This window comes from Microbacterium sp. NPDC056052 (assembly GCF_042266785.1).
Classification (GTDB): Bacteria; Actinomycetota; Actinomycetes; order Actinomycetales; family Microbacteriaceae; genus Microbacterium.
Genome location: NZ_JBHJWV010000001.1, coordinates 795,675 through 816,683, shown reverse-complemented (window position 1 = coordinate 816,683; position 21,009 = coordinate 795,675). Strand labels below are relative to the sequence as shown.

Below are 21,009 nucleotides of genomic sequence, written 5' to 3'. Positions count from 1 at the left end.
AATCGCATGAGCATCACTGAGACGTCGCCCGCGATCGAGGCGGAGCAGACGCCCGCCATCATCGGGCACTGGATCAACGGCGCGGCCGTCGTGCCCGCGGGCGGACGCACCGCGCCCGTGTACAACCCGGCGACCGGCGCGGTGCGCGCCGAGGTCGCACTCGCCGACGAGACGGACATCGCCGCCGCGATCGCATCGGCGGGTGCGGGTTTCGAGGTCTGGTCGCGATACTCGATCGCGAAGCGCCAGGCCGTGCTGTTCGCGTTCCGCGAGCTGTTGAACGCGCGCAAGGGCGAGTTGGCGGAGCTGATCACCGCCGAGCACGGCAAAGTGCTCTCGGACGCGATGGGGGAGATCCTGCGGGGCCAGGAGGTCGTGGAGCTCGCGACCGGCTTCCCGCACCTCGTCAAGGGCGCGTTCAGCGAGAACGCGTCGACCGGCATCGATGTGTATTCGCTCAAGCAGCCGCTCGGCGTCGTCGGGATCATCAGCCCGTTCAACTTTCCGGCGATGGTGCCGATGTGGTTCTTCCCGATCGCGATCGCGGCTGGCAACGCGGTCGTGCTGAAGCCCTCCGAGAAGGATCCGTCCGCCGCACTGTGGATGGCCCGGTTGTGGCAGGAGGCGGGCCTCCCCGACGGCGTTTTCACCGTCCTGCAGGGCGACAAGCTCGCCGTCGACGGCCTGCTGGAGAGCCCGGTCGTGCAGTCGATCTCGTTCGTCGGGTCGACGCCGATCGCGCAGTACATCTACGAGACGGCGTCGAAGCACGGCAAGCGCGTCCAGGCCCTCGGCGGTGCGAAGAATCACATGCTGGTTCTCCCCGACGCCGATCTCGACCTCGCCGCCGACATGGCGATCAACGCCGGCTATGGAGCCGCGGGGGAGCGGTGTATGGCGATCTCGGTGGTGCTCGCCGTCGAGCCCGTCGCCGACGAACTCATCGCGAAGGTGGCCGAGCGCATCGGCACCCTGCGCATCGGGAACGGCGCATCCACGCCCGAGCCGGACATGGGGCCGCTCATCACCGACGTCCACCGATCGAAGGTGTCGGAGTACGTCGACATCGCCGAGGCCGATGGTGCGACCGTCGTCGTCGACGGTCGCGGGTTCTCGGTGGAGGGCGCGGAGGACGGGTTCTTCTTCGGCCCGACGCTGCTGGACAACGTCCCCACGACCTCGCGCGCGTACACCGAGGAGATCTTCGGCCCTGTGCTGTCGGTCGTGCGGGTGCAGTCGTACGACGCGGGCCTCGACCTCATCAACTCGGGGCAGTTCGGCAACGGGACCGCGATCTTCACGAACGACGGCGGCGCGGCCCGCCGGTTCCAGAACGAGGTGCAGGTCGGCATGATCGGTATCAATGTGCCGATTCCCGTCCCTGTCGCGTACCACTCGTTCGGCGGCTGGAAGAAGTCGCTGTTCGGCGATGCGAAGGCGTACGGCGTGCACGGTTTCGACTTCTTCACCCGTGAGAAGGCCATCACCAGCCGCTGGCTGGATCCCGCCGCTCACGGCGGCATCAACCTCGGCTTCCCGCAGAACGACTGATCGGACGCGCACCGGCACCACGCTCCGCAGCCGCGAGCTGGGGACTCGCGGCTACGGCGGTCCTCCCCTTGGCACATCGACCCACGAGAGCACGACATGAATGAACAGCGCTGGTTCCACCGTCGCGGCGAGCTCCGCCGTGACGGCTGGGAGAGCGTCGTCGATGCCACGACCCCGGGCTGGCAGCACACCGGCATCAGGATCGCGGAAATCATCGACGGCGATCACCTCGCCCTCGAGGGGGCGGCCCTCGAGCGGATCGTCGTTCCGCTCGTCGGATCGTTCACGGTGACCCATCGCCACCATCTGGGTGAGGAGGAGACGCAGCTCCAGGGGCGGCCCTCGGTGTTCGCGGGGCCGACCGACGTGCTCTACCTGCCGGCCGGCACGACGGCGGAGATCCGCGGCCGTGGCCGTGTGGCCGTCGCCGAAGCCCCGACGACGGAGCGGCGCCCCTGGCGGTACATCGCCGCGGCCGAGACGCCCGTCGAGCTGCGCGGCAGAGGCGCGTCGAGCCGGCAGGTGCACAACTTCGGGACGCCTCAGGCCCTGGACGCCGCACGCCTGATCGTGTGCGAGGTGATCACTCCGGCCGAGAACTGGTCGTCGTATCCGCCGCACAAGCACGACGAGCACGTCCCAGGCCACGAGTCCCGCCTCGAGGAGATCTACTACTTCGAGTCCGCACCCGCGCGGACGGCCGCGGCATCCGCCGACGAGGGCGCCGCGTTCGGTATGTTCAGCACCTATGCGTCCCCCGCGGGGGAGATCGACACCAATGCCATGGTTCGCACCGGCGATATCGCGCTCGTGCCCTACGGCTACCACGGTCCGGCGGTCGCCGCCCCCGGCTACGACCTCTACTACCTGAACGTGATGGCCGGTCCGGATCCGGAACGGGCTTGGCTGATCAGCGACGACCCCGCGCATGCGTGGGTGCGCGACAGCTGGGACGGGCAGGAGCTCGATCCCCGGCTTCCCTTCACGAACGACAGCAGAAAGGCCGGCGCAGATGACTGAGACCAGGCGCATGACGGTCAGCCAGGCGCTGATCGAATTCCTCGCGCACCAGTGGACGGTGGACGGCGACATCCGCGAGCGCACGATCCCGGGCGTCTTCGGGATCTTCGGACACGGCAACGTGGCCGGCATCGGCCAGGCGCTGAAGCAGGCCAATGTCGAGAGCCCCGACCTCATGCCCTACTTCCAGGCCCGCAACGAGCAGGCGATGGTGCACCAGGCCGTCGGCTATGCGCGTATGCACCGTCGGCGGGGGACCTACGCCGCCGCGGCGTCGGTCGGTCCCGGGGCCGCCAACATGCTGACCGCAGCGGCGCTGGCGACATCCAATCGGCTGCCCGCGCTGCTTCTGCCGAGCGACACCTTCGCGACCAGGGTGGCAGACCCGGTGCTGCAGCAGCTGGAGCATCCGCACGACCTGGGCATCCAGGTGACGGACGCGTTCCGCCCGCTGTCGCGATTCTTCGATCGCGTGCAGCGACCGGAGCAGCTGTTCTCGATCGCGCTCGCCGCGATGCGCGTGCTCACCGACCCGGTCGAGACGGGCGCGGTCACGATCGCGCTGCCTGAGGACGTGCAGGCCGAGGCGCTGGACGTGCCGGTCGCTTTCCTCCAGGACAGGGAGTGGCACCTCCGCCGGCCGCTGCCGGAGCGCGGTGTGCTGGCCCGTGCGGTCGCGGCGATCCGCGGCGCGAAGCGGCCGTTCATCGTCGCGGGAGGCGGCGTGCTGTACTCCGGCGCCGAGGGCCGCCTGAAGGCTCTCGCCGAGGAGACCGGTATCCCGGTCGGCAGCTCGCAGGCGGGCGGCGGAGTGCTGAACTGGGACCACCCTCAGTACCTCGGCGGCGTCGGCGCGACAGGCACCCTCGCGGCGAACCGGCTCGCCGCGGAGGCCGACGTCGTCATCGGCATCGGCACGCGCTACAGCGACTTCACCACCGCCTCCCGTTCGGCGTTCCAGAACCCCGGCGTCGTCTTCGTGAACATCAACGTCGCCTCGTTCGACGCGTACAAGCACGGTTCCCAGCTCCCGGTCATCGCCGACGCCCGCGAGGCGCTCGTCGAACTGGCCGTCGCGCTGGAAGGCTTCGGAGTCTCCCCGGAGTACGCCGAGCTCGTCGCGCGCGAGAAGGCGGAGTGGGACGGGCTCGTCGATGATGCGTTCGCGCCCTCCGGGCTCGCCCTCCCGGGACAGCCGGAGATCATCGGCGCGGTGCAGCAGTCCTCGGCGCCGGCGGACGTCATCGTGCAGGCCGCGGGATCGTTGCCCGGCGACCTGCACAAGCTCTGGCGGGTGCGCGATCCGCTCGGCTACCACGTCGAGTACGCGTTCTCCTGCATGGGCTATGAGATCGCCGGGGGCCTCGGGGCCAAGCGCGGTCTCGTCGCGGACGGCGACGACCGCGACGTGATCGTGATGGTGGGCGACGGCTCCTACCTCATGCTGAACACGGAGCTGGTCACGGCCGTCGCCGAGGGCATCAAGCTCATCGTCATCCTCATCCAGAACCATGGCTACGCGTCGATCGGACATCTCTCCGAGACCGTCGGATCCGAGCGATTCGGGACCTGGTATCGCGAGTACGACCCGCAGACCCGCAACTTCCAGGGCGAGCGGATCCTGCCGGTCGATCTGGCGGCGAACGCCCGCAGCTACGGCCTGGACGTGATCGAGATCGCGCCGAGCGCCTCGGCGATCGATGACCTCAGGGCGGCGGTCGCCGAGGCCAAGGCTTCGGATCGGGCCACCTTCATCCACATCAACAGCGACCCGCAGATCTACGCGCCCGACGGCGCGGGCTGGTGGGACGTCCCGGTGCCCGAGGTCTCCACCCTCGCGTCCACGCAGCAGGCCCGTGCGGAGTACCTCCAGCAGCAGGCCCATCAGAAACCGCTCCTCGGCTGAGCCGACAAAGAACACCCCTCGGAGAAACCCATGACTGATTCCCTTCCCGAAGACGCCATCATCGCCACGACCGAGCGCGCCGGCCTTCGCGTCGGCACGGCCCCCGACTCGTGGGGCGTCTGGTTCCCGGACGACCCGAAGCAGGTGCCGTGGCAGCGCTTCCTCGACGAAGTCGTCACGGCCGGCTACTCGTGGATCGAGCTCGGCCCCTATGGCTATCTGCCGACGGACCCGCACCAGCTGGAGGACGAGCTTGGCTCGCGCGGACTCAAGCTCTCGGCGGGCACGGTGTTCACGGGCTTCCACAAGGGCGACGACCAGTGGCAGCGGGCCTGGGACCAGGCTCTGGCCGTGGCAGGTCTCGCCTCGCAGCTCGGCGCCGAGCACCTCGTCGTCATCCCCGACCTCTGGCGCAGCGATGCGACCAGCGAGGTGCTGGAGCCGCGCACGCTCAGCGACGAGCAGTGGAAGAAGCTCGCTGCCGGACACGATCGCCTCGGGAAGGCGCTTCTCGAGGAGTTCGGCGTCGCGCAGCAGTTCCACTCGCACGCCGACAGCCACGTGGGCACCACCCGTGAAGTGCTGCGTTTCCTCGACGAGACCGACCCCCGGTACACCAACCTGTGCCTGGACACCGGTCACTTCGCGTATTACGGGGGCGACAACGTCAAGCTCATCGAGGAGCGCCCCGGCCGGATCGGATATCTGCACCTCAAGCAGGTCGACACCTCGCTCCTGTACGACGTGCTGAAGAACGACGTGCCGTTCGCGGATGCCGTCGCCCAGGGGATCATGATCGAACCGCCGCAGGGCGTGCCCGACCTCGCCCCGATCATCGAGGCGGTGGCGGCGATCGACTCCGAGATCTTCGCGATCGTCGAGCAGGACATGTACGGCTGCGACGTCGACCGCCCCTTCCCGATCGCCCAGCGGACGCGCGAGCACATCTTCTCGTGCACCCACCTCGCCCGCGTGCACTGAACCCCTCCAGGAGACATGACATGACCAACGACCTTCGCGTCGGCGTCGTCGGCGCCGGCCTCATGGGCGCGGATCACATCGCCCGCATCACCCGGCGGATCTCCGGGGCCGCCGTCTCGGCGATCGTCGAGCCCGACGCCGGCCGGGCCGCCGCTGCCGCGCAGAACGCGCCGGGCGCCCGGACGTTCGCGCGGATCGAAGACGCCATCGCGGCCGGCGCGGTGGACGCCGTGCTCATCGCGACGCCCGGCAGGTTCCACGAGCCGGTCCTGGTCCCCGCGCTGGAGGCGAGGCTGCCGATCCTGTGCGAGAAGCCGCTCACGCCGGACTCCGCGTCCTCGTGGGAGATCCTCCAGCTCGAGCAGAAGCTCGACCGCCCGCACATCCAGGTGGGCTTCATGCGCCGCTTCGACGCCGAGTACCAGGCCCTGCGCTCCCTCGTGGAGACGGGGGATTCGGGCGCGCTCATGATGCTGCGGTGCGCGCACCGCAATCCGTCGGTGCCCGACGGCTACACGCAGGAGATGCTCATCAACGACTCCGTCGTGCACGAGTTCGACGTGGTTCCCTGGCTGGCGGGCTCTCCGGTCAGGACAGTGGAGGTCAAGTACCCGCGCCGCAATTCGCTTTCGCCCGGGCATCTGCGCGAGCCCATCCTCGTGCTCATGGAGCTCGAGAACGGCGTGCTCGTCGACGTCGAGATGAATGTGAGCGTGCAGTTCGGCTACCAGGTCGCGACCGAGGCGGTCTTCGAGAAGGGGCTCGCGCGGATCGGTCAGCCCGCGGGCCTGCAGACATGGCGCGACGGCCGGTTCGCGGTCGCTGAGCACGTCAGCTTCGTGACCCGTTTCGCCGCGGCCTATGACCAGCAGGTCCAGCGGTGGGTGGACGCGGTGCACGACGGCACCCTGGTCGACGGACCCAACGCGTGGGACGGTTACCGTGTCGCCCTCGCCTGCGAGGCGGGGGTGAAGGCCCTCGGCGGCGGCGTCGTCGCGGTCGAGGCCACCGAGCGTCCCGCGTTCTATGCGTGACACGAGCACAGTGATCGAGGAGAAGACATGGTGAAGATCGCTCTCGACCCCACGCCGTACCATCACGACGCCACGCTGCTGGAGCTCCCCGAGATCGCCGCGCGACTCGGTTACGAGCACCTGCAGGTGACGCCGCACGTCGACTTCTCGCCGTTCTTCCGGTACCCGAAGGCCGATGACGACCTCGTGGCGAGGTTCAAGAAGGCGGCCGCGGATGCCGGCGTCGGGATCCCTGCGATCCTGCCGGTGCAGCGGATCTCCTGGCCGGAGGAGCCGCAGCGGGAAGCGGCGGTGCGCAATTTCCGACGCGTCATCCAGTTGGCCGTGGAACTCGGCGTCCCGGTCATCAACACCGAGTTCTCCGGCCGCCCCGACCATCAGGAGGACTCCGAGGCGGCGTTCTACCGGTCGATGGAAGAGCTGCTGCCCATCGTCGAGCGCGAGGGGCTTCGCCTGAACATCGATCCGCACCCCGACGACTTCGTCGAGGACGGCCTGGAGGCGTGGCGGGTCCTTCGCGGTCTCAACTCCCGGGCAATCGGCTTCGTGTATGTCGCGTCCCACACCTTCCACTACGGGGATCGGGCGACGACCCTCCTCCCTGAACTCGGGGACCGTCTCGGAGCCGTGTACACGGCCGACACCTTCGATCACCGTCGTTCGCACGGGCTGCGCTACATCTCCAACCCGCCCGGCAACGCCGCCCGCATCCACCAGCACCTCCGCATCGGCGACGGCGACGTGGACTGGCAGGAGCTGTTCGGCACGCTCCGGGCGATCGGATACCTGGATCGCGAAGACGCTGTCATCGTGTCCAATGTGTTCGCCGAGGACGAGAACGCGGACGACGTCTCGCGGTTCCAGCTTCAGCGGGTGCGAGAGCTCATCGGCTGAGGACCACCGCGGGCAACGCGAAGGCCGGGGCGCCGCGACAGCGCCCCGGCCTTCGCGTCTCCGGGGAACGACGCTCAGAGCGACGCGGTCAGCGCAGCGTCCGCCTCCTTGAGCACCGCCGCGGCGACCTGAAGGCCCTCGATGCGGCCGAGGGAGACATCCTCGTGCTCGATGTTCACGTACATGTCCGGATCGACCCCGTGCAGGGCGCGCAGGAACTCAGTCCAGAACCCGACGTCGTGACCCTTGCCGAGCGCCACGAAGTCCCATGCGGAGTCCACGGGCCACTCGTTGGCCCACTCGTCGCCGCCGAGGTTCACCCGCGGCTCGTCCTGCGACAGGCGCCGGAACGAGTTGTCGAGCACTCCGTAGAGCGCGGCATTCTCGGGGTTCACCCGCACATCCTTCGCGGCGGCCTGATACACCAGACCGTCGAGGTGGCGGACGACCGCGATCGGATCCATCTGCTGCCAGAACAGGTGGGAGGCATCGAGCTCGACACCCACGTGCGCGACGCCGGCGAGATCGACGAGCTTGTGCACATCGGCCGCGTTGAAGACCAGATTCTGCGGGTGCAGCTCCAGGGCGACCTTGACGTCGTGATCGCCGGCGAGGCCGTCGATCTCACGCCAGAACGCCGCTGCGACGTTCCACTGGTAGTCGAGCACATCGAGGGCGGCGGAGTTCCACGCATTGACGATCCAGTTGGGGTGCGCCGCGCCCGGCTCGCCTCCGGGCAGACCCGACATGGTCACGACACGGTGCTGTCCGATGCGGGAGGCGAAGCGGATCGCACGGCGGACGTCTTCCGCGTGCTTCTCGCCGATCTGGGGGTTGGGGTGCAGGGGGTTGCCGTTGCAGTTCAGGCCGGCCGGGCTCACGCCCGTCCCCTCGAAGGCGCCGAGGAAGTCATCGCGCGCCGTGTCGGACGCGAGGATCTCGTCGAACGTGGGGATGTGAGCGGCGGGAAGGAACCCGCCGGTGTTCAGCTCGATGCCCGTCAGGCCGAGGTCGGCGATGACGGAGAGGGCTTCGGGTAGCGTGCGGTCGTGCAGGATCGCGTTGTAGACGCCGAGTCGCATGGTGGCTCCTTGTTCTCTGGATGTTCAGGCGGTCAGGGACGCGGCGGCGGGATCAGGAACGGGCACGGCGATTCCTCCGGCCAGTGCGGACTGCGAGGCCGCCTCGAGAAGGCGCAGATTGCGGAGGCCGTCGGCGAAGCTCGCGTTGCGGGGCAGCGACTCCGCCTCGCTGAGACCGGCGACCTCTTCGAGCATGGCCCTGGCCTGGAAGACGAAGCCCTCGTTCTGGCCGATGCCGACGCCGGGAGCGTCCATGGGCAGGCCGCCCTGCCAGTACGGGTGGGACGGCCCCAGGACGATGGTTCGCCATCCCGACGTCGCGGAGTCCGCCTCGTGCAGGAAGAGCTCGACCTGACCGGGGTTGCGGAAGTCGAAGCGTGCGGCTCCGCGCTCGCCGTAGACCTCGAGCGTGAGTGTGTTGGGGTGGCCGGCCGCGACGCGCGACACCTGCATGGTCGCGGTCGCGCCGCTCGCGAGGTCGGCGGAGAACACCGCGACGTCGTCGTTCTCGACCGTGTCCTGCTCGTCCGAGACCTCGACCTTGCCGCGGCCGGAGATCGCACCGAGCGGCTTGGGCCGTTGGGCGATGACCGTGCTGAGGTGCCCTCCGCGAACGCCGGTGATGTCCGCAGCACCGACGAACTCGACGAGGTAGCTGAGGTGGCTGCCGACATCCGCGAGGGCGCCGGAACCGGCGGGCCCCTTGTACCGCCAGCTGATCGGCGTCTGAGGGTCACAGCCGTAGTCGGTCAAGTACCCGCCGTTGACGTGGAACACCCGGCCGAGCGTGCCGTCCTGCACGAGCTTGCGCACGAAGGCGATGCCGGGGGAGCGGCGGAACGTGAGCCCGACCCGTGCGAGACGCGACGATCGCGCGGCCGCCCGGACCATGGCCTCGGCATCCGCGATCGTGTCGGAGAGTGGCTTCTCGCAGAGCACGTGCTTGCCGGTGGCGAGCGCTGCTTCGGCGATCTCGCGGTGCAGTGCGTTGGCCACGACGATCGACACCACGTCGATGTCGTCGGCCTCCACGATCGCCTGCCATGAGGTTTCGTGCCGGTCGTAGCCGAACCGCGCGGCCGTGTCGACGGCGACGGGGGCGTAGGCGTCGGCGATCGCGACCAGGCGGACAGGCGGGAGCGCCGCGCGGTAGAGGGTCGTCGCGCTGCGGTAGGCCGCGGCGTGGGCCTTGCCCGCCATTCCTGCTCCGATGACGGCGACACCGATGTCGGTCGTGCTCATTGTTCTCCTCTCGGGGTGGGCCGACGTTTCGAGAGAGGCCCGTCGGCGGGATCCGGGCGCTTGCTGGAGCGCTCCAATGGATTTGAGCGTAATCTTGTGCATATGTCCTGTCAATAGGAGGGATCATCTTGAGGTGTGATGGAATGACTGCGAGATGGAAGAGCGGCAGATGAGGTCGGCGAAGCCCACGATCTACGACGTGGCTGCGGCCGCCGGTGTCTCGAAATCGTTGGTCTCGCTGGTGTTGCGCGGCGCGCCGAGAGTGAGCGACGCTTCCCGTCGGGCCGTGGAGAAGGCGATCCTCGACCTCGGATACCGGCCGAGCCGCGCGGCGACCTCGCTCGCGTCGAGGCGCACCAATGCCGTCGGCCTGCTCATCGACGACTACACGAACCTCTGGTTCGTGGATCTTGCACGCGGCCTGAACGATGTCCTGGGGTCCGAGGGGTATCGGCTGAGCGTCGTGGATGTCGCGACCGCGTCCACGGCGGAGGATCCCGTGGACGGCCTGCTCTCGAGCGGGCTCGACGGGATCGTCGTGGCGATGGACGTCCCCGACGCGCTGCTCGGACCGGCTGCCCCGCCGCTGGTGATCGCCGGTACACGCGAACGGCATTCGATGGCGGCGGACTCGGTGGCGAACGACGACCGGCGAGGGGCGCGGATCGCCATCGACCACCTGCTGTCCCTCGGGCATACGCGGATCGCTCATCTGCCGTCCGGGGGAGGGGCGGGAGCGGCTCGCGCGGACAGTGCCGCGTCCGCGATCGCCGAGGCGGGGCTGCCGTGGTTCGCGGCGGCGCCGTCCGTGGCCGCCACGGAGGAGGGCGGCTATCGCGCAGCGCTCGACGTGCTGCGCCGGATGCCGGAGGTGACGGCGGTCTTCGCCTCGAACGACACGATGGCGCTCGGAGCGCTCGGTGCGGCGCGCGAGCTCGGCTACGACGTGCCGGGGCGGCTGTCCATTGTCGGCTACGACAATTCCACGCTGGCCACGGCTCGGCTGGTGGATCTCACCACGGTCGACGATGCGAGTGTCGAGGTCGGCCGTGAGGCAGGGCGGTTGCTGGTGGCGCGGATCCTCGGCTCCACGGACGAGGCCGTGCACCGTACGCTCGAGCCGCATCTGGTGGTGCGGGGCACGACCGCTCCTCCCCGCGCATAGCCCTCAAGACGAGAGGGCGGCGGAGGTTCCCGCTGAAGCTCCGCCGCCCCCTCTTTCCCCGTGTGCGGGAGGTCAGCCCCGCCGCGCCGAGGCTCCCTGCTCGATGGTCTTGATTGCGTTGGTCATGCCGCCGAGTTCCTTGAGCTCGTGACTGAGCTCGGTGAGCTCGTCCCCGCCGGCCATCTGACGGGTGAGCTCGTCGAGCGCCACCTCTTCGCGCTTCTTGTCGAGCACCGCCTGGCCGAGCTTGAGGATGATGAAGTGATCTCCGACCATGTACGCATGGTGCGGGTTGTGGGTGATGAACACGACGCCGAGGCCTGCGTCCCGGGCCGCCGCGGTGTACTTCAGCACGACGCCCGACTGCTTCACTCCGAGCGCAGCAGTGGGCTCATCGAGGATCAGGACCTTGGCGCCGAAGTACACGGCGCGGGCGATCGCGACGCACTGCCGCTGGCCCCCGGAGAGGGTGCCGATGGGCTGGTCGATGTCTTTGACGACGACGCCCATCTTGCGCAGCTCCGTGTCGGCGATCTCCTTCATGTCGCGGATCCTCATGCCGGCGAGTGGGAACCTCCCGCGGACGAGTTCGGAGCCGAGGAAGAAGTTCCGCCACGTCTCCATCAGGCCGACGACGGCGAGGTCCTGATAGACGGTCGCGATGCCTTCGGCGAGCGCGTCCCTGGGCGAGGAGAAGTGGGCCTCGCCCCCGTTGACCTGCATGACCCCTTCGTTGTGGTCGTGCAGGCCCGCCATGATCTTGATCAGGGTCGACTTGCCCGCGCCGTTGTCGCCGAGGACGCAGGTGACCTCGCCTGCATTCACCCGCAGGTTGATCCCTTTGAGCGCGCGCACGGCGCCGTACGTCTTGCCGACGTCCGTCATCTGGATCAGTGTGGTGCCTCTTCCGGCCGGGGCCGCGGAGTGCAGTGCATCGGTCATGGCGGTCATCCCACTTTCCGCTTGGTCGAGAGTTGCTTCACGTAGAGATTCACCAGCACGGCGAGCACCAGCATCACGCCGAGGAAGCTGCGGAACCAGTTGGGATCCCACCCGGCGTAGACGATGCCGAGAGAGGTCATGCCGAAGATGAAGGCGCCGATCGCGACGCCGATCGCGTTGCCGTAGCCGCCCGTCATCAACGTGCCGCCGACGACGGCCGCGATGATGTAGAGGAACTCGTTGCCCACACCGTTGCCGGCCTGCAGGGTGTTGAAGCGGTATAGCGTGTGCATGCCGACGAACCACGCCAGGAACGACACGGTCATGAAGAGGCCGATCTTCACGCGCGTGACCGGAACGCCGACGGCGCGCGCGGACGCCGCGTTGCCGCCGACCGCGTAGATCCAGTTGCCGACCTTCGTCCTCTGCAGCACCCAGCCCGAGAGCGCCACGAAGACGAGCCAGAAGACGACCGTGTTCCAGACGGTCACTGTCCCGATCTGGAAGGATCCGGCGAAGATCGTCTGCATGAAGGCGTAGCCGTCCATCTTGGTGATGTCGGGGCTGGACACCGTGCCGGACACGAGCTTCGTGACGCCGAGGTTGGCGCCCTGTAGGACGAAGAACGATCCCAGTGTGATCAGGAAGCTCGGGATGCCCGTTCTCATGACGAGGTAGCCGTTGAGGAAGCCGACCGCGAGGGCGAAGAGGAGGGATGTGACGGCGCCGACGATGAGGTTGACGCCGAGGTAGTAGCTGAACAGCGCGTTGAAGAGTCCGGCGGAGGTGACCATGACACCCGCGGAGAGGTCGAACTCGCCGCCGATCATGAGCATGCCGACCGCGACGGCGACGATGCCGATGGTGGAGGCCTGGTACAGGATCGTGAAGATCGAGTCCGCCGACCGGAACGACGGCGCGATGATGAGGAAGAACACCAGGATGATGACGGCGGCGACGGCCGCACCGAACTCGGGGCGGGCGAGCAACCGGTTCGACCAGTGGCGCGTGATGCGGTTGGCGGATTCGGAGGGCGCTGCGCCCGCCGTCGCCGGTGTGAGCTGCTGACTCATTGCGGATCTCCTTGTCGAGGAAGACCGATGGTGCGGGCGGCTTGCGACCGGCCCGCACCACCCGGTCAGCGGGTGTTCTTCTTGGTGAACGGAAGGATCTTGTCGATGTTGGCCTTGTCGACGATCGACGGGCCGGTCAGCACGGGCTGGCCGCCGCCGACGTCATTGCCGTTCTTGATGTAGAGGTACAGCGCGGTGACCGCCATGTAGCCCTGCACGTACGGCTGCTGGTCGACGGAGAAGTCGATCTTGCCGTCCTTGATCGCCTGCGCCGCGTCCTGGTTGAGATCGAAGGTGACGAGCTTCGCCTTGCTGTTCGCCTGGTTCATCGCCTTGAGGGCGTCCATCGCGATCGGCGCGCCGAGAGTCACGATCGCATCGATCGAGGAATCCTGGGCGAGCTTCGCCTGGAGGCTCGACACGACCGCGGAGTCGTCCGTGCCGTTGACCTGGATGTTCTCCGTGCCGGCGACCTTGTCCTTGACACCCGCGCAACGGGCCTCGAGGGCGACCGAGCCGGCCGCCTGGATGACGCACAACGGGTGCTTCGCGCCCTCGCCGGCCAGTCGTTCCCCGACGCTGTTTCCGGCCAGGTTCTCGTCCGAGCCGAAGTACATCAGCGCACCGAGCTGCTTGTACTGGTCGATGCCCGAATTGAAGCCGACGAGGGGGATGCCCGCCGTCTGCGCCGCTTTGACGGATCCGGCCAGGGCGTCGGGCGTGACGAGCGTCGTCGCGATGCCGTCGACCTTGGAGTCGATCGCCGTCTGGATGAGCTGGGCCTGCTTGTCCGCCTGCGGGTCGTTCGAGTAGGTGAGCCTCACCCCGGTGTCTTTCGCCGCCTGCTCGGCGCCGGCGCGGATCTTGTCCCAGAACGTGTCGCCGGGTGTCTCGTGCGTGATCATCGCGATCTTGTAGCCGGAGTCACCGTTGCCTCCGCCTCCGCCGGTGTTCGCGGTCTGCTGAGCACCTCCGCCGCTGCAAGAGGTGAGAGCGAGAGCAAGGGCGACGGCCACGGCGCCGATCGCCGCGGCCTTTCGAGATGTGGTCAGGGTCACAGGAGTTCCTTTCGTCGGGTGGTGCAGCCCGGAGCGGGGCGCCGGCACGACGAACGGCCTGAGGGGGAACCGGGCCTCTTCGCCATCTGGTCTTCTCCTCGTCGGCATCGTTGCCGTGCTTTGACTTAACAATCTCTCAATGGGGGCATGCCTGTCAAGACTATGTATGGACATATGGTCAAATCCGTTTCTTCCTCGGTCACCCACGGCCGCACAGGGCCGGCGCATCAGAGATGATCCCTGCCGGCCAGTAAATGTTAGGTTGACAGGACATAGCTTCCATGGCATCGTGGGGGAAAGGCACGACGAAGGAGTCTCCATGTCCCATCCATCCGCGCACGACGACACATCGGCGTCGGCGCTTCCGTCTCTGACGCCCGGGCCCTATCGCAAGCGCCTGGGCGTCGTCGCGCTCATCGCGACCCTCGGCGGATTGCTCTTCGGCTACGACACCGGCGTGATCAACGGCGCACTGGGCCCCATGGGGCAGGAGCTCGGCTTCACACCCTTCACGGAGGGTCTCGTCACCGCGTCGCTTCTGCTCGGCGCCGCGATCGGGGCGGTCGCCCTCGGTCGCGTCGCGGATGCCTGGGGGCGTCGCAAGACCATCACGCTCCTCTCGGTGCTGTTCTTCTTCGGCGCGCTCACGTGCGTTCTCGCGCCGAGCATCGAGGTGATGATCGCGGGCAGGTTCCTCCTCGGCCTTGCGGTGGGCGGTGCGTCCACGGTCGTGCCCGTCTTCCTCGCGGAGCTCGCGCCCTACGAGATCCGCGGATCTCTGGCCGGCCGCAACGAACTCGCCATCGTGGTCGGACAGCTCGCGGCCTTCGTGATCAATGCGATCATCGGGATCATCTGGGGCGAGCACGAAGGCGTGTGGCGCATCATGCTGTCCATCCAGCTGATTCCCGCGCTCGCGCTGTTCCTCGGGATGTTCCGGATGCCCGAGTCGCCCCGCTGGCTCGCCGACAACGGTCACCATGAGAAGGCGCTGAAGGTTCTGTCCGAGCTGCGCCCCGCCGAACGGGCGGAACTCGAGCTTGCGCAGATCGAAAAGATCCGGGAGGAAGAAGAGGCGGAGAAGCTGGGCTGGAAGAGCATCCTGAGTGACAAATGGCTGCGTCGCATCCTGCTGGTCGGCATCGGCCTCGGCGTCGCGCAGCAGTTCACCGGGATCAACTCGATCATGTACTACGGCCAGCAGGTACTGACGGAGTCCGGGTTCTCCAAGAGCGCGGCCCTCATCGCGAACATCGCCCCCGGTGTCATCGCGGTGGTCGGCGGGATCATCGCGGTCAGCATCATGGACAGGTTCAGTCGCCGCAAGACGTTCCTATTGGGCTTCGCGCTGACAACCGCCTGTCACGTCCTCATCGGGATCGCCTCGATCATGCTCCCGGCGGGCAACCCGCTGCGCCCCTTCGTGATCCTGTTCCTGGTCGTGGCGTTCGTCGGCTCGATGCAGACGTTCCTCAACGTCGCCGTCTGGGTGACGCTGTCCGAGATCTTCCCCCTGAAGATGCGCGCGTTCGGCATGGGCGTCTCCGTCTTCTGCCTCTGGATCGCGAACTTCTTCCTCGGGCTCTACTTCCCCTCGCTCATCGCCGCCGTCGGCATCACCGGAACGTTCTTCGTGTTCGCGGCGCTCGGTGCGCTCTCGTTGTTCTTCGTCTACCGGGCGGTGCCGGAGACCCGAGGTCGCACGCTGGAACAGCTGGAGGAGGAGGTCACCACGGGGACGATCTTCCTGCCGCAGAACCTGCGCGCGAACTGAACAACGCCAAGAAGGGCGTGCACGGGATCCCGTGCACGCCCTTCTTGCGCGCTCTCACGCGTCGAAGGTCGTGGTGCCTGCCACGCGGGGGACCGTCACCCACTGGTGCGTCTCGGCGCTGCGGAGGGCGGCGTCCGTGATCTCCGCGGCGGCCCAGCCGTCGGCCGCGGACGGTGCGATCTGCCTTCCTTCCGCCACGGACTGCAGGAACAGCGACGCTTCGATCGTCTTGAGGTCGTCGAAGCCCATGCTCGTGCCGGCGCCCGGCTGGAAACGTGCGAAATCGCCGAACTCCCGGCCGGCCATGATGGTGCGATAGCCCGATGCGTCGTCGGCGAATTGCAGCTCGTTGAGCCTCTGGAAGTCCCAGCGCAGCGACCCGCGCGTACCGTAGACCTCGATCGTGTACTCCGCATGGGGCCCGATCGCGATGCGGCTCGAGTCGAAGACGCCGATCGCCCCGTTCTCGAACCGGGCCGTCACGACCGCATAGTCCTCGTTCTCGACCTCGCCGGTCGGCGCATCCACCGTGCCGCGGCTGAAGTGGCTGGCCGCGCCTGCGGACGGCAGCGGGCGCCGACGGATGAACGTCTCCGTGTCGGCGGACACCCTGGTGATCGGCCCGGCCAGGTACTGCGCGAGATCGAAGCCGTGGGAGAGCAGGTCGCCGAGCACTCCGGAGCCGGAGCGGGCGCGCTCGAATCGCCAGGTGAGCGCACCGAGCGGATCCGAGGAATAGTCGGCGAGGAAGGAGACGCGCACGTTGGTGATCTCGCCGAGTGCGCCGCTCCGCACGAGCGATCGTGCACGGGCGATCGCCGGCACGTGGCGGTAGTTGAAGCCCACCGCGGTCGTGACACCGGCCGAGGCGGCGGCCTCCGCGATCTCGCGCGACTCCTCGGCGCTGCGGCCCATCGGCTTCTCAATCCAGAAGTGCTTGCCTGCTGCCGCCGTCGCCAGCGCGATCTCACGGTGCAGGAAATTCGGCGCGCAGATGGACACGACGTCGATGTCGGGGTCGGCGAGCACCTCGCGGTAGTCGGCCACCGCGGCCGCGTAGCCGAGCACGTCCACGGCATGATCTCGTCCGCGCTGATCCGGGTCGGCAGCGCGTGCCAGCACGGCTCGCACCGGGATCTCCGGATAGTGATGTGCTGCGGCCAGATAGGCGCGTGAGTGCAGACGTCCCATCCAACCCACCGAGATGAGGCCGACGTTGAGCTTCTTCATGTGCCCTCCAGAGTTAATGTATGTATGACAGGACAATATGATACATTGGAGCTCCGCTCGCCTCAAGGAGACCCGCCATGCCCCTCGTCCGCATCGATCTCAGCGACACGCGCACCAACCCCACCGAGATCGCCGCGGCGATCCATGACTCGATCGTCGCGGTATACGGGATCCCTGTTCGCGATCGATTCCAGGTGATCACCTCGCGATCGGCGGCGACCATCGTCGCGGAGGATGCCGGGCTCGGTTTCGAGCGCACCGACCCCGTGATCATCCAGATCTTCACGCAGCGAGGGCGCACGACGGTGACGAAGCAGCAGCTGTATGCAGAGATCGCGCGACGGCTCGAGGGCGTCGGCGTCGCCGGTGAGGACGTCTTCATCGGCTACGTCGAGAACGGCCCTCAGGACTGGTCGTTCGGATTCGGGCGGGCGCAGTACGTGACCGGCGAGCTCGCCGTGCCGGCGACCGGAAGCGCCGCGGTCTGATGCTGCGGCGCGTGGAAGGGGGCGACGTGACTCTCGCGCCTGAGGGTGCTGCTCCGCTCGCCTGGGCCGCCGCCCACACTCCGACGGCTCTGTGGAACGACTCCGCGGACCCTGAGGAGCTCCGCCGTTCGATCTCCTTCGGTGCGGTGGGCGCCACGTGCAACCCGGTGATCGCTCTCACCGCGATCCGCAGCCACCCCGAGGTCTGGACGCCGCGCCTGCGTGCGTTGGCCGCCGAGCATCCGGCATGGGGGGAATCCGCTCTCGGTTGGGCCGCCGTCAAAGAGCTCTCCGTCGAAGCGGCGAAGCTCCTCGAGCCCGCGTTCGCTGCGAGCGGCGGGCGCGACGGGCGGCTCTCCATTCAGACCGACCCGCGCCTGCATCGCGACGTCGATGCGCTCGTGGCGCAGGCGGTCGAGTTCTCGGGGCTGGCGGAGAACGTGATCGTGAAGATCCCCGCGACGGCATCCGGGATCGCGGCGATGGAGGAGGCGGCCTATCGGGGGGTGAGCATCAATGCGACGCTCAGCTTCACCGTGCCGCAGGCGGTCGCGGTCGGAGAGGCGCTGGAGCGTGCGCTCGACCGCCGTTCCGCCGAGGGGCTGCCCGACCGTGAGTTCGGTCATGTCGTGACGATCATGGGCGGACGCCTCGACGACTGGCTCAAGTCCTGGACGGCAAAGCACCGCATGCTCACGAAGCCCGGCACGCTCGACTGGGCCGGCGTCGCCGCGCTCAAAAAGGCCTATGCGGTCTTCCGCGAGCGGGGCTTTCGCAGCCGTGTGCTGTCTGCGGCGTTCCGCAACCATCTGCAGTGGTCCGAACTCGTCGGCGGCGACCTCGTCGTCTCGCCGCCTTTCGACTGGCAGGATCGCATCGACGCCAACCGCATCCCCGTCGCCGTCCGCATCGACGAACCCGTCGACGCCGACATCCTCGACGAGTTGCTCGCGCTCAGCGAGTTCCGCCGCGCGTACGACGTCCACGGCATGGCGCCCGAGGAGTTCGCGGAGTTCGGCGCCGCACGCATCACGCTCCGCCAGTTCCTCGACGCGGATGCGCAGCTCGACGCGCTGGTGCGCGACGTCCTCGTGCCCGCGCCCTGAGGCAGCCCTGTCCGACGCTTCCCTGTCAAATATTCTTGACATCACCGATCGTGGCTCCGTACGATCGATGTAAAGAATCTTTGACAGAAGGGGCGGCTCATGGTCTACGAGGAGCGCAACGTCTGGTCGGGCCTCATCGTCACGATCATCGCCATGGCGGTGTACGTCGTGGTGGTGCTCCGCCAGGCGGGCAGTGGTCCGCTCACCACGGTCGACTGGGCGCCGATCATGCTGTGGACCATCGGCGCCAGCATTGCGGTGACGATCGTCATCAACATCCTCTGGGGCATCATGGCGGGCACGCGTGAGCCGGGAGGGGTCGGGATGAGCGACATCCGCGATCGCGACATCGCTCGGATGGGCGCGCGGGTCGAGCGGGCCTTCCTCGCTATCGCGGGCGTCGGGGTGCTGGTCCTGTGCGCCGTGCGAGCCGACTGGTTCTGGATCGCCCACACGATGTTCTTCGGCTTCGCGGTCGCAGCGATCGTCGGCAGCATCGCCCGGCTCGTCGCGTATCGGCGGGGCCTCTGATGGTCAAGCCGACCAGGGTCACGAACTCGATTCGCGCGCTGCGCGATGCCCGCGGCCTCACCCAGGCCGAGCTCGCCTCACGCGTCGGAGTGACGCGTCAGACCCTCATCGCGATCGAGGCCGGCCGGTACTCGCCGACCCTCGAGCTCGCGTTCCAGCTCGCCCGCGTCTTCGAGGTCGGCCTCGACGACGTCTTCCAGTACCCGGAGGCCTGAGATGAACGACATGGACGCCTGGATCCAGACCCGCTACGGGGGAGTGGGCGAGGTCGCGCGGACGCGCATCGATGTCCCCGTACCTCGACGGGGAGAGGTGCTGCTGCGGGTGCGGGCGACGGGCCTGAATGCGGCCGACCGGCACATCATGACCGGCGAGCCGCTGCTGCTGCGCAGCGCGTTCGGCTGGTCGCGCCCGAAGCAGCCGGTCCGCGGCCTGGATGTGGCGGGTACCGTCGTCGCCCTCGGCCCCGAAGTCTCCGGGTTCGCGGTGGGTGACGAGCTGGTGGGGGAGATCCCCGGCGGGGGCGGGCTCGCCGAGTACGCGATCGCGCCGGCGGCCCGCCTGGTGCCCCGCCCGGCCGAGGTCGATCCCGTGACCGCCGCCGCCCTGCCGGTCGCGGGCGGTACGGCGTGGCAGGCGCTCGCCCGGGCCACGGTGTCGGCGGGCGACCGCGTGCTCGTGCTCGGCGCATCCGGAGGCGTCGGCACGTTCACGGTCCAGCTCGCCGCGGCGCGTGGGGCGGAGGTGCACGCGTCGTGCTCCGAGCGCAACCGTTCGCTCGTCGCGTCGCTGGGGGCGTCGACCATCTACGACCGCAGGACCGTGTCCCTCGCCGACCTGCCGGAGCGGGGCTTCGAGGTCGTCGTGGACATCGCGGGCGACAGTCCGCTGCGCGCGGTGCGGAGGCTCCTGCGCGACGGCGGATCCGCCATCCTGATCGCCGGTGAGGGCGGACGCGTGCTCGGGCCGATCCCGCGCGTCGTCCGCGCGGCCGCGCTCTCTGCGTTCTCCCGCCGCCCGCTGCGCCCGCTCACCGCGACAGCCAAACCGGAGGTGCTCCGCGACCTTCTCGCGCTCGCCGCGGACGGCCGCATCGCACCGGTCGTCGAGCGCACCTGGTCGTTCGCAGAGGCCCGTGACGCCCTCGCTCACCTCGCGGCGGGACGCACCGTCGGCAAGGTGGTCGTGACGGTGGGCTGACCTCGGATCGCACCGTCCCCGAAGAGCGTCCGGATCCGCGTCCCTCGGCGGCGAACTTCGCAGAGCGCCGGGGCGGTGCCCGGCCCTGCGGTCAGTCGGCGAGCGACGACTCGTGGTCGTCGTGGATCGTGAGCGTTCCGGCGAGGTCCAGGTCCGCGCCCGTGCCCTGAGCGCCCGCGTGCGCGAGGAGCGCACCGCCGAGGGCCGCACTCCAGAACGTCCGCACCTCCACGTCGAGGGGGCGGCCCACGCGCCAGCCCCGGCTGCGGAGGATGCCGTCCACGAACCGCTCGGACTGGCGGAACAGCAGCTGCAGGTGGTGATCGATCACCGGCGCGAGCTCCGCCTTGGCGATCCCGATCGCGAGCGCCCCTGCGACCAGGGGGAGCGAGGGGAGCGCGAAGACCGCGCGCGAGATGTTGCGTCGGAAGGTCGCGGGGTCGGCGGCTCGGCGACCGATCCGCTCGATGCGCCGGGTGTCGTGCAGCAGGCCGAGGAACGCGGCGTGGACGAGGAGCGAGTCCTTGGATCCGAAGTGATACGTCACCTGGTTGGGGAAGACGCCGGCCGCGTCGGCGATCTCCGCCACGCTCAGTGCGACGCCGTGCTTCTCCTTGCCGAGCCGAGCCGTGGTCTCCATCAGCCGCCGCCGGGTCGAGTGCCCGCGACCGTCCGCCGGCATGGCGGGCGGGGGCGCGGGAGAGGTCACTCACTCATTGTATGTGATACAAA

General features: G+C 68.5%; 20 protein-coding genes. 13 read left to right on the top strand and 7 right to left on the bottom strand.

All coding sequences use genetic code 11. The features are described from left to right. The first annotated feature begins 6 nt into the window (after window positions 1–6). The 6 genes from ACFC1J_RS03925 (at window position 7) to ACFC1J_RS03900 (ending at window position 7,386) form a co-directional block, all read left to right on the top strand. Entirely contained in the window at window positions 7–1,551 is a 1,545-nt protein-coding gene (locus ACFC1J_RS03925; protein WP_375902622.1) for a CoA-acylating methylmalonate-semialdehyde dehydrogenase, read from the top strand. Between the two features lie 96 nt (window positions 1,552–1,647). Continuing rightward, on the top strand, window positions 1,648–2,571 hold the full coding sequence (gene iolB / locus ACFC1J_RS03920) for a 5-deoxy-glucuronate isomerase (RefSeq protein WP_375902620.1): 924 nt from the start codon (window positions 1,648–1,650) through the stop codon (window positions 2,569–2,571). Next, window positions 2,564–4,477, top strand: a complete 1,914-nt coding sequence (gene iolD, locus ACFC1J_RS03915) for a 3D-(3,5/4)-trihydroxycyclohexane-1,2-dione acylhydrolase (decyclizing) (RefSeq protein ID WP_375902618.1) — start codon at window positions 2,564–2,566, stop codon at window positions 4,475–4,477. Before iolB ends, iolD begins: the two co-directional genes overlap by 8 nt. Window positions 4,478–4,507: 30 nt before the next feature. Continuing rightward, window positions 4,508–5,458, top strand: coding sequence for a sugar phosphate isomerase/epimerase family protein (locus ACFC1J_RS03910; RefSeq protein WP_375902617.1), 951 nt, complete (start codon window positions 4,508–4,510; stop codon window positions 5,456–5,458). A 20-nt stretch (window positions 5,459–5,478) separates the two neighbouring features. Continuing rightward, on the top strand, window positions 5,479–6,492 hold the full coding sequence (locus tag ACFC1J_RS03905; RefSeq protein ID WP_375902615.1) for a Gfo/Idh/MocA family protein: 1,014 nt from the start codon (window positions 5,479–5,481) through the stop codon (window positions 6,490–6,492). Between the two features lie 27 nt (window positions 6,493–6,519). Beyond that, window positions 6,520–7,386, top strand: a complete 867-nt coding sequence (locus ACFC1J_RS03900) for a sugar phosphate isomerase/epimerase family protein (RefSeq protein WP_375902613.1) — start codon at window positions 6,520–6,522, stop codon at window positions 7,384–7,386. A gap of 74 nt (window positions 7,387–7,460) precedes the next feature. Here ACFC1J_RS03900 and ACFC1J_RS03895 read toward each other — a convergent pair whose 3' ends face one another. Next, window positions 7,461–8,468, bottom strand: coding sequence for a sugar phosphate isomerase/epimerase family protein (locus ACFC1J_RS03895; RefSeq protein WP_375902611.1), 1,008 nt, complete (start codon window positions 8,466–8,468; stop codon window positions 7,461–7,463). Between the two features lie 24 nt (window positions 8,469–8,492). After that, window positions 8,493–9,710, bottom strand: coding sequence for a Gfo/Idh/MocA family protein (locus ACFC1J_RS03890; RefSeq protein ID WP_375902610.1), 1,218 nt, complete (start codon window positions 9,708–9,710; stop codon window positions 8,493–8,495). Window positions 9,711–9,879: 169 nt separating this feature from the next. Between ACFC1J_RS03890 and ACFC1J_RS03885 the strand changes: the two genes are divergently transcribed. Next, on the top strand, window positions 9,880–10,875 hold the full coding sequence (locus tag ACFC1J_RS03885; protein ID WP_375902608.1) for a LacI family DNA-binding transcriptional regulator: 996 nt from the start codon (window positions 9,880–9,882) through the stop codon (window positions 10,873–10,875). Between the two features lie 72 nt (window positions 10,876–10,947). Here ACFC1J_RS03885 and ACFC1J_RS03880 read toward each other — a convergent pair whose 3' ends face one another. From ACFC1J_RS03880 to ACFC1J_RS03870, 3 genes are all read right to left on the bottom strand, one after another. Then, window positions 10,948–11,817 carry an ATP-binding cassette domain-containing protein gene (locus tag ACFC1J_RS03880; protein WP_375902606.1) on the bottom strand — a complete coding sequence of 290 codons (870 nt, stop codon included), beginning with the start codon at window positions 11,815–11,817 and terminating at the stop codon, window positions 10,948–10,950. A gap of 5 nt (window positions 11,818–11,822) precedes the next feature. Continuing rightward, window positions 11,823–12,890, bottom strand: a complete 1,068-nt coding sequence (locus tag ACFC1J_RS03875; RefSeq protein ID WP_375902604.1) for an ABC transporter permease — start codon at window positions 12,888–12,890, stop codon at window positions 11,823–11,825. A 65-nt stretch (window positions 12,891–12,955) separates the two neighbouring features. Next, on the bottom strand, window positions 12,956–13,948 hold the full coding sequence (locus tag ACFC1J_RS03870) for a sugar ABC transporter substrate-binding protein (protein ID WP_375902602.1): 993 nt from the start codon (window positions 13,946–13,948) through the stop codon (window positions 12,956–12,958). A gap of 319 nt (window positions 13,949–14,267) precedes the next feature. On the opposite strand from ACFC1J_RS03870, the gene ACFC1J_RS03865 reads away from it, so the two are divergent. Then, complete coding sequence (locus ACFC1J_RS03865) at window positions 14,268–15,722, top strand: sugar porter family MFS transporter (RefSeq protein WP_375902600.1); 1,455 nt, start codon at window positions 14,268–14,270, stop codon at window positions 15,720–15,722. Between the two features lie 54 nt (window positions 15,723–15,776). Here ACFC1J_RS03865 and ACFC1J_RS03860 read toward each other — a convergent pair whose 3' ends face one another. Continuing rightward, window positions 15,777–16,952, bottom strand: a complete 1,176-nt coding sequence (locus ACFC1J_RS03860) for a Gfo/Idh/MocA family protein (RefSeq protein WP_375902598.1) — start codon at window positions 16,950–16,952, stop codon at window positions 15,777–15,779. Between the two features lie 77 nt (window positions 16,953–17,029). Here ACFC1J_RS03860 and ACFC1J_RS03855 point away from each other — a divergent pair, with 77 nt between their 5' ends. From ACFC1J_RS03855 to ACFC1J_RS03835, 5 genes are all read left to right on the top strand, one after another. After that, window positions 17,030–17,440: a tautomerase family protein gene (locus ACFC1J_RS03855; protein ID WP_375902596.1), complete on the top strand. Its 411-nt coding sequence runs from the start codon at window positions 17,030–17,032 to the stop codon at window positions 17,438–17,440. Beyond that, the gene (locus tag ACFC1J_RS03850; RefSeq protein ID WP_375902594.1) at window positions 17,440–18,546 is read left to right on the top strand and encodes a transaldolase family protein; all 1,107 of its coding nucleotides are present in this window, start codon (window positions 17,440–17,442) and stop codon (window positions 18,544–18,546) included. The genes ACFC1J_RS03855 and ACFC1J_RS03850 overlap by 1 nt, the downstream gene beginning before the upstream one ends. A gap of 99 nt (window positions 18,547–18,645) precedes the next feature. Next, window positions 18,646–19,077 carry a hypothetical protein gene (locus ACFC1J_RS03845; RefSeq protein ID WP_375902592.1) on the top strand — a complete coding sequence of 144 codons (432 nt, stop codon included), beginning with the start codon at window positions 18,646–18,648 and terminating at the stop codon, window positions 19,075–19,077. Further along, complete coding sequence (locus tag ACFC1J_RS03840) at window positions 19,077–19,292, top strand: helix-turn-helix transcriptional regulator (protein WP_292715427.1); 216 nt, start codon at window positions 19,077–19,079, stop codon at window positions 19,290–19,292. The genes ACFC1J_RS03845 and ACFC1J_RS03840 overlap by 1 nt, the downstream gene beginning before the upstream one ends. Window position 19,293: 1 nt before the next feature. Continuing rightward, entirely contained in the window at window positions 19,294–20,277 is a 984-nt protein-coding gene (locus ACFC1J_RS03835) for an NAD(P)-dependent alcohol dehydrogenase (RefSeq protein WP_375902590.1), read from the top strand. Window positions 20,278–20,368: 91 nt separating this feature from the next. Here the strand turns inward: ACFC1J_RS03835 and ACFC1J_RS03830 are convergent, their stop codons facing one another. Beyond that, on the bottom strand, window positions 20,369–20,986 hold the full coding sequence (locus ACFC1J_RS03830; RefSeq protein WP_375902588.1) for a TetR/AcrR family transcriptional regulator C-terminal domain-containing protein: 618 nt from the start codon (window positions 20,984–20,986) through the stop codon (window positions 20,369–20,371). Window positions 20,987–21,009: the final 23 nt, after the last annotated feature.

What these genes read in the sequence shown, in the direction of transcription:
- ACFC1J_RS03925 (WP_375902622.1), top strand. Translation starts at nt 7, where the DNA reads ATGAGCATCACTGAGACGTCGCCCGCGATCGAGGCGGAGCAGACGCCC.
- iolB (WP_375902620.1), top strand. Translation starts at nt 1,648, where the DNA reads ATGAATGAACAGCGCTGGTTCCACCGTCGCGGCGAGCTCCGCCGTGAC.
- iolD (WP_375902618.1), top strand. Translation starts at nt 2,564, where the DNA reads ATGACTGAGACCAGGCGCATGACGGTCAGCCAGGCGCTGATCGAATTC.
- ACFC1J_RS03910 (WP_375902617.1), top strand. Translation starts at nt 4,508, where the DNA reads ATGACTGATTCCCTTCCCGAAGACGCCATCATCGCCACGACCGAGCGC.
- ACFC1J_RS03905 (WP_375902615.1), top strand. Translation starts at nt 5,479, where the DNA reads ATGACCAACGACCTTCGCGTCGGCGTCGTCGGCGCCGGCCTCATGGGC.
- ACFC1J_RS03900 (WP_375902613.1), top strand. Translation starts at nt 6,520, where the DNA reads ATGGTGAAGATCGCTCTCGACCCCACGCCGTACCATCACGACGCCACG.
- ACFC1J_RS03895 (WP_375902611.1), bottom strand. Translation starts at nt 8,468, where the DNA reads ATGCGACTCGGCGTCTACAACGCGATCCTGCACGACCGCACGCTACCC.
- ACFC1J_RS03890 (WP_375902610.1), bottom strand. Translation starts at nt 9,710, where the DNA reads ATGAGCACGACCGACATCGGTGTCGCCGTCATCGGAGCAGGAATGGCG.
- ACFC1J_RS03885 (WP_375902608.1), top strand. Translation starts at nt 9,880, where the DNA reads ATGAGGTCGGCGAAGCCCACGATCTACGACGTGGCTGCGGCCGCCGGT.
- ACFC1J_RS03880 (WP_375902606.1), bottom strand. Translation starts at nt 11,817, where the DNA reads ATGACCGATGCACTGCACTCCGCGGCCCCGGCCGGAAGAGGCACCACA.
- ACFC1J_RS03875 (WP_375902604.1), bottom strand. Translation starts at nt 12,890, where the DNA reads ATGAGTCAGCAGCTCACACCGGCGACGGCGGGCGCAGCGCCCTCCGAA.
- ACFC1J_RS03865 (WP_375902600.1), top strand. Translation starts at nt 14,268, where the DNA reads ATGTCCCATCCATCCGCGCACGACGACACATCGGCGTCGGCGCTTCCG.
- ACFC1J_RS03860 (WP_375902598.1), bottom strand. Translation starts at nt 16,952, where the DNA reads ATGAAGAAGCTCAACGTCGGCCTCATCTCGGTGGGTTGGATGGGACGT.
- ACFC1J_RS03855 (WP_375902596.1), top strand. Translation starts at nt 17,030, where the DNA reads ATGCCCCTCGTCCGCATCGATCTCAGCGACACGCGCACCAACCCCACC.
- ACFC1J_RS03850 (WP_375902594.1), top strand. Translation starts at nt 17,440, where the DNA reads ATGCTGCGGCGCGTGGAAGGGGGCGACGTGACTCTCGCGCCTGAGGGT.
- ACFC1J_RS03845 (WP_375902592.1), top strand. Translation starts at nt 18,646, where the DNA reads ATGGTCTACGAGGAGCGCAACGTCTGGTCGGGCCTCATCGTCACGATC.
- ACFC1J_RS03840 (WP_292715427.1), top strand. Translation starts at nt 19,077, where the DNA reads ATGGTCAAGCCGACCAGGGTCACGAACTCGATTCGCGCGCTGCGCGAT.
- ACFC1J_RS03835 (WP_375902590.1), top strand. Translation starts at nt 19,294, where the DNA reads ATGAACGACATGGACGCCTGGATCCAGACCCGCTACGGGGGAGTGGGC.